This is a genomic window from Photobacterium sanguinicancri (assembly GCF_002265265.1).
Lineage (GTDB): Bacteria > Pseudomonadota > Gammaproteobacteria > Enterobacterales > Vibrionaceae > Photobacterium > Photobacterium sanguinicancri.
In genome coordinates this window covers 1-8,284 of sequence record NZ_NOIF01000208.1, presented here as the reverse complement: position 1 = coordinate 8,284, position 8,284 = coordinate 1, and the positions used below count along the sequence as shown (strand labels likewise).

The window sequence follows — 8,284 nt, the reverse complement described above, 5'->3', positions numbered from 1 at the left end:
ATTTAATACACTATCATCAAAATTCACATTGGTTATAAACCGCACCTCTTTGCATGAATCTTTGAAATTAACTGTATGTGATATTAACTTTCCATAGAAACTATCACTTATGTCTTTTACAGATGCTTTCTTTGAAGTTTTATACAACCCAAAAATTTGCCTCGTAGACCATAAGTGATTAGATTTTTTATTCGTTTTAACCTGACAAAAAATATACTTATGCTCGCCAGATACAACTTCTCTTACAACAAAATCATCTTGGTAATCACAATAAACCCTATCAATATCGCCACCATCTAAGATTGTCAAAGCTGCAATTGTGGTTGCTTTAAATTGAAGGTTAAATCTGCTCATTGCATCACGACCTGCCACCTCCCTTGCAGGCACATCAGTAATCTTTATCGCTTTTAATTTGCTATCGGTGAGCTTCACTAACGTAGAGTTACTATTTGTGAGCTTCATTAACGCAGACTTATTATCCGTCATAATGGTATACATCTGTAAACAATAAACTTGATGCACAATATTTGCACACCCATGTACAGATAATTTTACCAATATGCACACTAAATTTAATCAACCAACTTCACATCAATTCCATTTACATCAACTAACTTGATAAACATACTACGATAACTGTATAAAAAAACAGTACTAAAGTGCATTTCTTTGAAGAATGCCTGTTTTTTTACACCTAAGACATTTATTTTGAATTAATCGCATGGTGATTAGAGAAGTTTGCCACCAAAGGGGAAGCCCTCGCCTTTGAATTACATGCAATAAAAGAAGTGGATGACAAGCCCTAGCTTGGTGAAAAGCCTGATAATCGTCGGCTGTCAGCGTTGATTGATTTGTGGTTTGAATATTACGGTAAAAATATTAAAGCGGTAAGATGTGTTATCGCCGATTACAGCTGATCTGCTAATTAGTGGGTAATCCTATTACAACCCAATGTAGTGCTCGGTAAGCCTTATATGGCGGGGGTTCCGATAACTGGGGCAATAAAAGCGATGGTACTATTGCCCCCTTCTTGTAAGGGGGCTTTTTTTATTTTGTTAAGAACAGCTTATCAGCGACAAAAGCTAAAGTGATACCGCACAGTAAGCCCATGCCATTGACTAATAAATCGAGCCATTCACCATAGCGATTCACATAGGGCTGAAGCAGCTCAATTGCGCCACTCCAACAAAAGAACAACACAACGATCCAAAGCCAATGTTTTGGTCTTCTCAGCGCTACGCTAAAAATCAATGCACCATACGCAATGAAATGGTGGGTTTTGTCTGTACCGGGTACTGTCGGTAGTTCAGCTAATGGCGTTAAAGACAAAACAGTAATCAGGGCTAAATTGAGTGCCGCGATGATCAACCAATGCCGACGAATGAAATTTAATAATAGCTGCATTTAGTACTTTCCAAGCGAGAAGTGAGGCTGTTATTTTGGGCAGTGTAAACAGGGGATTAATGCAACACAAGCGTTCGGGTATGAAACACGCTCATCAGGTATAGCTCACGTATTCTCATTCCCTATTTTGAAAACAAAATAAAAACGGCCTTCCGAAGAAAGCCGTTCTAAATAATAACGCTTTAATTAAACAATCAATCTGTCTACCTGTCTATCTATCGACTAACAGCCACCTGAATCCCATTCAAACTGCGATGTGAACGCATTCCATTTTTGTTGTGCTTGGAAATGCACTTTACGGCCATCGGAGTAAGTACGGTAGCAGTTGCCATTGGTGCACTTAGTATTGCAAGTGACAAATCCCGATTTAGCCCGTGGCTTTGCAGGGTACGGATCGTTTGATACTCGTGCTGTTTTCTTCGGCTTAACTGGCACATTCTTCACCAGTTGGTCGGATTTGATATAACCCAAAGCGTAATTGTTTATATCGAGCACTTCTGTCCAAGTATCGTTACTTCCTAAGCTATAAACATAGGTGCCCTTAGATAGCTTCTTAACCACATCACTGCTTGCGCTGGTTGCAGACAAAATATTCACTGTTGGCGCGTTGGTTTTAAGTTTATTCAACTTAGCCAGTGCATCGTTAATATTGCTCTTGGCGAGCTTATTGCCTTGCTTAGCAGATTTAGCAAACCAATATGCAGCCCACGCGTAGTTTTTCTTAACGCCCTGACCTTTTTTGTAGAGCAAGCCTAGGTTGTTTTGCGCAGAAGCATGATCACTCTTAGCGGCTTTGCTATACCAGTTAAACGCAGCGTCATAATCTTTGGTGGCTCCCTCACCATTGTTATACATAACACCTAAGTTATATTGTGACGTTGTATGCCCTTGCTCTGCGGCTTTTTTGTACCAAGTTAATGCTGTGCGTTCGCTCTTAGTGTTGCCTTTTCCAAATGCAAAGCTGTTGGCATATTTAAATTGTGCATCGGCATCGCCTTGTTTAGCCGCCTTGCCATACCACTTCGCTGCCGTTGAAAAACTCTTATCGACACCTTCACCATTATAATAACGGTTACCCAACGCATACTGGGCATTACGGTTTCCTTGGTCAGCCGCTTTGGTTAACCACTTAACGGCTTGTTGATAATTCAGTTCAACACCTTCACCGTTACTATACAAAATGCCAAGATTGCCTTGTGCGCTAGCATAGCCTTGCAACGCGGCTTCCTTGAACCAATGCGCTGCGGCTTTTTTATCTACCGTGCCTGCATAGCCAAAGTAATACGACAGCCCGACATTGTATTGCCCCACAGCTAAATTCTGATTTGCTGCCTTGATGTGCCATTCAAGTGCTTTTTTTCCGTCTTTCTTAACACCCTTACCATCTCTGTAAAGGTTACCAAGTTGATTTTGTGCGCCTGCTAGCCCTTGCACTGCCGCTTGTTCGTAAAGAGACTTTGCTTGAACATAATCACGTTTAACACCGCGGCCGCTCTCGTACATATCCGCAAGATTAAACTGCCCTGAAGCCGCCCCTTGTTTGGCCGCTTTTTGGTACCACTTGAAAGCCTCTGAATTACTTTGCTTAACCCCGATGCCATTTTCATACATAATGCCGAGGTTATTTTGGGCTGACGGGTGATTTTGATTGGCTGCTTTCAAATACCAGCTCGCCGCTTCTTTATTATCTTTGTCTAAGCCTTCAATGCCATTATCGTAATACACCCCTAAGTTATACTCGGCGATACGATTTCCTTTTTCTGCCAATAAGAAAGTCTTAATTGTTGGCTTATAGCGTTCGATAAACTTAGCGGCTTCTGGCTGTCCCTGTGCTGCCGCTTGTTTAATATACTGATGGCCTTTTGCAAAATGTTTGTCATTAAAGGTAATCAAGCCATATTGATACTGTGCTTTTGCCATTCCTGCATCTGCTGCTTTTTTTAGCCACTCAATATCAGATTCAGACACGCGGTTATAACGGCTGCTTGCCAAATCATAAATGCCGTACATCGCATCTACATCGCCTTCTTCCGCTAGCGCTAGCCAAATTTCTTGCGCTTTTGCAGGCTCACCCTCTTGAAGTGCTGATAATCCATCTTCATATGTTGAAGCACAGCCCGTAAGCAAACTCAGTGAGCACAATGTTGCGAGTAATAGTCTTTTAGAGATTATTTCCATATACCTACACCAATTAACGTTTCCTGTTACTCGGTAACAAGATGATATTTTTATAATTAAGCGAGGGAGTATAAATGACAGTGATAGCAGAATTCCTCTCAGTCATTAACATTAAGGCAAGTAACGCACTATTTTTTAAGGATTTTTGATCGCCATCATCCTTTATGGTTATTTGTGACGCTATATTAACGCCTGAAAATCACGCAAGAATGCTTGAATCAAGATCACAAACCACATCGTAATCTGCTTAACTTAAAAATAATCTGAACTACATGACGCAGACTGCTGAGTTTTGCTCGCGCTTTCATTCAGATAAAATAATGCCCTTCACCGCTAAAAAGCAGGTAATTTTAGGAGTACTGTTTCATGCGTTTACTTTGCATTTTCCTCTTTCTCTTTTCAGCATACACTTGGGCTGAAACTGAAGAGACATCGGCACCTGTAACACCAAAACAACCAGCTGAAATTGCACAAATAAAAACATTAAACAAAGAACTTAAAGCATTACTCAATGAATCTAAAACCTCTCAAGGGTCGGCGCTCAATGTTGTTAGCCTACAATTAATTAATAAAAATGAAGAACTACGAGAAGTCATTGCAGAGCTTGTCACTCGCTCGAAAGAAAACGAAGATGCAGTCAAGCCTTATCATAGTTTTGTACTCGATCAAGTAAACAACCAAGTGACATTCATTGAAGAAGCCATTGCTTTTTTAACGAAGAAAGTAACCTCTGATGAACAAGCACTAGAGTCACTCGGCGATGAGCAAAAACTACTAACTCAAAAGAAAGTACAAGAAATTCGCAGTTATGTTCAGCGTCTACTAAGCCAACAATGGACAAACTATCACTGGCTTAGCGATTTGGGTGTAGATACAAGCAAACAAAAAAATGTGCTCATCAATAACATTGAACACAAGTTGGAGTTTTTATCTGCCTCCCTCACTTTTAATAGCCAACAGGAACAAACGCTCAATAAACAGCTTAAAGCGGCTACAGACAGTGAAAAAGGGTCTTTACAACTCCTTCATATTTTATCTGAACGACAGCTCACCAGTGATTTAGCAAACATGCAGGCTTTCATTAAACTGGCCGATCAAATGTCAGTTGATACTGCCGATTACAAAAAACAAATTTTTGAACAAACAGGTAATGTGACCAACGATTTACTCAACGTTGCCGTGCTACTTTCCATTGCGCGCAATAACCTCGAAAACCTGAGCTTATGGGTTGTCGAAAATGCGCCGCAGATGCTGTTCAAATTGTTCGTGTTTGTCGTCATTATCGCGGTCTTTAGGATCCTAAAAAACATTACCAGCAAAATGGTTAAAAAAGGCGTATCTTCACCCAACCTCCGTATGTCTCAATTGATGCAAGAGTTCTTTGTGTCTATGTCGGGCAAAGGTGTTTTCTGTATCGGTCTATTGATTGCGCTGTCGCAAATAGGACTCGATTTAACACCAATTCTAACGGGGTTTGGGGTCGCGGGTGTGATCATAGGTTTTGCATTGCAAGATACCCTTTCCAACTTTGCTTCTGGCATGATGCTGCTGATATACCGTCCATTTGATGTGGGTGATTTTGTTGAAGCAGGCGGGGTTTCAGGCAAGGTCAGTCATATGAGCCTTGTCAGTACCACCATCAAAACCTTTGATAACCAGATCCTGATTGTACCTAACAGTAAAATTTGGGGCGATACCATTAAGAATGTTACTCATGAACGCGTTCGCCGCGTTGATATGGTGTTTGGTATCGGTTATAGCGATGATTTGGAACTCGCTGAAAAAGTCTTTAATGACATTATTGATGCGCACCCTATGGTACTGCGCCAGCCCGAGAAAACTATCAAACTGCATACACTGAATACTTCTTCCGTGGATTACATTGTGCGTCCTTGGGTCAAAACCGAAGATTATTGGGATGTTTACTGGGATGTCACACGTGAAGTAAAACGTCGGTTCGATGAAGTGGGACTGTCTATTCCTTTCCCTCAGCAAGATGTGCATTTACACATGGCGGACGCCGAAGCGGCGAATATTGCTAAAAAGTGATAAGAGGGAACACTCGTCAACCTGAACAATGAACAGTGTAAAATTGACGTAGCGCTAACAAATCTTACAAATCACCGTGCGATAGTAGTTCCATACTTTTGGCATCATAAACAAACAGTTCAGAGTAATAATACTGATTGTTACGTTGAAAATTATTAGTGATAAATTACTATCTCATCAAGCAATTATTCAACATTTAACGTTATAATGATGCCTATTCTCGTTACGAGAAACTTTATTGTCTAATGGCGAGCCATTACTTATTAGGGAATTTCCTATGAAAAAGCGTTTTTTAGCAGCCCTTGCTCTTCCAGTTTTACTAGCAGCATGTGCAAATAACAACACTGCGCAAGTTGCATCAGAACAAGCACTGACCAATAACAACTGGGTACTTACTCAAGTTGATAGCAAAGCGCTTAACCTGCCAGAGCCAATGAAAGCACCTAACCTAGAGCTAGGCGCAGATCTAAACGCAAACGGCCTTGCAGGCTGTAATCGCTTCTTCGGCCAAGCTGAATACAAAGAAGGCAAAGTACGTTTAGATAAAATGGGTATGACAATGATGGCTTGCCCTGAGCCTGCAATGGCACTAGAAAACACATTCGCGCAGACACTAAGTGACTGGAGCGATGCAACTATTAGTGGTAATCAACTAACCCTAAAAGGTGCAGAGCACACGCTAACTTTCGAGCGTGATGCAAAGTAATCCCTGAAATTTAGGGTAACTGTATTCAATAAAAAGCGAAGCATTTTTTGATGCTTCGCTTTTTATTTGACTGAAATTTACCACGCTTGGTCTTGGTCTTGGTCTTGGTCTTATGAACGCTATCAATTAAATTGATAGCGTTAATAAATTATCAGCATAACGTCTCTAATTCAGGGGCGACTTCGGGTAAAATTTTAATGCAGCGAACAGCATTGCGTCCTGCTGATTTGGCTTGATACAAGGCAGTATCCGCAAAGTTAAACAGAGAATCAGGCGTTTGGCCATCAAGTTTACTCGCTGAAACCATCCCAACAGACACAGTAACAATCTTTAGATGCTCAGCTGTTTTATGCTCAATGGCAATCCGCTCTATCGCGCTTTTACATTGCTTTGCAACAACTTCTCCATTGGTCGTATTAGGAAGCAGAACGGCAAACTCTTCCCCCCCAATTCGCGCAATACGATCGGCAGGTCGCTTTAAAACACGCTCCAATTCTGATGCAACAAGGCGTAAACAGCGATCACCAGCTTGGTGCCCATAGGTATCATTAAATTGCTTGAAGAAATCGATATCAAAAATAAGCAATGCCAATGGCTTAGATTCACGCTTGGAGCGCAAAAATTCGAGTTCATAATATTCATCGAAATAACGTCGGTTAGCGATACCCGTTAGAGGGTCAGTTTTCGTTAAACGCTCTAGCTTTTCATTTACCTCATTAAGCTGTGCATTCTTATTATCTAAATCTCTTTGCATATCTTCGTTTTGTCTTGCAGCAACAAATGCGAACCAAGTTGATAAACCAAAAAACACATTCCCAACAATAAATACCCACCACGGGGTATGCGTTCTTCTGGATGAAAAATATTGAGCGCTAGGAATAGCTTCAAGCACCCACCGTCGGCCTGCATAATTCATAACAGATCGCGTATAACGGTACTGATTGAGTAACATATCGTGTGATTCGTTTTTCAAATCACGTGAAAACAAAATGGATTTATTCGCAGGAATAGTGGCATCCCATAATTTAAGGGCAATTTCCTGATCTTCACCACCGCGATAAATTGATGAAAATATCGACTCTAGATCATACACACCTAAGATAAAGCCACGTAAGGATTCTTCTCTATTATCCATCATAGGAGTATTAAACAATGGCAGTAATGAAAGCACACCAACACGATAATCTTCGGATTGAATCAACCCGACACCTTCAGAGAGCTGAACATCACCACTCGCAATAGCACGTTGCATAACTTCACGACGGCGAGAGTTCGAATTGAGATCGTATCCCATTACGACTTCATTCGTTTCTAACGGCTCTAAATAAAAGACCGGATAGTAATAGTCGCGATCAGTTGCTGATCCCATGACGCCAGAGGCTAAACGCTCGGTAAATTGATAGCCTTCGAAATGCGTTTTTCCTTGTGCTTCAACTTGGCTTCTCTCTGAATGAGGAACCCGAGGGATCCACTCCAACGCTTGCACTTTATTATGGCGACTCAATATATACGCAGCCTCATCAGCGAAAGATGATGCCGATATAATTTCGTTATTATCAAAATGCGCTTTCAGCGAATAGACTGACTCTAGATTAAACTTTACGCCCTTATAATATGAGAAAGCTTTATCATTTATTTCATCTTGAAACTCGCGTTCAATATTCTTCGTTTCCACTTGATAGAATAACCAAAAAAACACGCTAGATATTACAAGGCCCACGATAGCCGAGATTAAGGTTATTCTGTAAAGTCGCTTTCCCATTGGAGCCCTTTCTATATAGTTATCCTTTCATTGTTAGAACAAAAAAAACGTATTACCAGTCTCTTGTTTCTATTTTTCGCCCTCACCAGCACTTTTATACTCTTTATTTTATAAAACGAAAAAGGACACACTTATAGTGGGCTCTGTTCAGTATTTAAGTGGGTGAACTATACTTTAGATAAATC

Annotated in this window: 6 protein-coding genes; 2 read left to right on the top strand and 4 right to left on the bottom strand. The window is 40.7% G+C overall.

All coding sequences use genetic code 11. The features are described 5' to 3' along the window. The 3 genes from ASV53_RS21155 to ASV53_RS21140 form a co-directional block, all read right to left on the bottom strand. Positions 1-486: dsDNA nuclease domain-containing protein (locus ASV53_RS21155; RefSeq protein ID WP_189337932.1), on the bottom strand; the 486-nt coding region annotated here is incomplete at its 3' end. 561 nt (positions 487-1,047) lie between these two features. Further along, a complete protein-coding gene (locus ASV53_RS21145) occupies positions 1,048-1,404 on the bottom strand; it encodes a VanZ family protein (protein ID WP_094958562.1) in 357 nt (118 codons plus the stop codon). A gap of 222 nt (positions 1,405-1,626) precedes the next feature. Continuing rightward, the gene (locus ASV53_RS21140) at positions 1,627-3,582 is read right to left on the bottom strand and encodes an SEL1-like repeat protein (protein ID WP_094958561.1); all 1,956 of its coding nucleotides are present in this window, start codon (positions 3,580-3,582) and stop codon (positions 1,627-1,629) included. A 366-nt stretch (positions 3,583-3,948) separates the two neighbouring features. On the opposite strand from ASV53_RS21140, the gene ASV53_RS21135 reads away from it, so the two are divergent. Both ASV53_RS21135 and ASV53_RS21130 read left to right on the top strand, forming a co-directional pair. After that, positions 3,949-5,631, top strand: coding sequence for a mechanosensitive ion channel family protein (locus ASV53_RS21135; RefSeq protein WP_094958560.1), 1,683 nt, complete (start codon positions 3,949-3,951; stop codon positions 5,629-5,631). A 277-nt stretch (positions 5,632-5,908) separates the two neighbouring features. Beyond that, positions 5,909-6,337, top strand: coding sequence for an META domain-containing protein (locus tag ASV53_RS21130; RefSeq protein ID WP_094958559.1), 429 nt, complete (start codon positions 5,909-5,911; stop codon positions 6,335-6,337). Positions 6,338-6,488: 151 nt separating this feature from the next. Here the strand turns inward: ASV53_RS21130 and ASV53_RS21125 are convergent, their stop codons facing one another. After that, positions 6,489-8,012: a sensor domain-containing diguanylate cyclase gene (locus ASV53_RS21125; protein WP_189337931.1), complete on the bottom strand. Its 1,524-nt coding sequence runs from the start codon at positions 8,010-8,012 to the stop codon at positions 6,489-6,491. Positions 8,013-8,284: the final 272 nt, after the last annotated feature.

Coding starts and splice junctions, on each gene's coding strand:
- ASV53_RS21145 (WP_094958562.1), bottom strand. CDS start 1,404: ATGCAGCTATTATTAAATTTCATTCGTCGGCATTGGTTGATCATCGCG.
- ASV53_RS21140 (WP_094958561.1), bottom strand. CDS start 3,582: ATGGAAATAATCTCTAAAAGACTATTACTCGCAACATTGTGCTCACTG.
- ASV53_RS21135 (WP_094958560.1), top strand. CDS start 3,949: ATGCGTTTACTTTGCATTTTCCTCTTTCTCTTTTCAGCATACACTTGG.
- ASV53_RS21130 (WP_094958559.1), top strand. CDS start 5,909: ATGAAAAAGCGTTTTTTAGCAGCCCTTGCTCTTCCAGTTTTACTAGCA.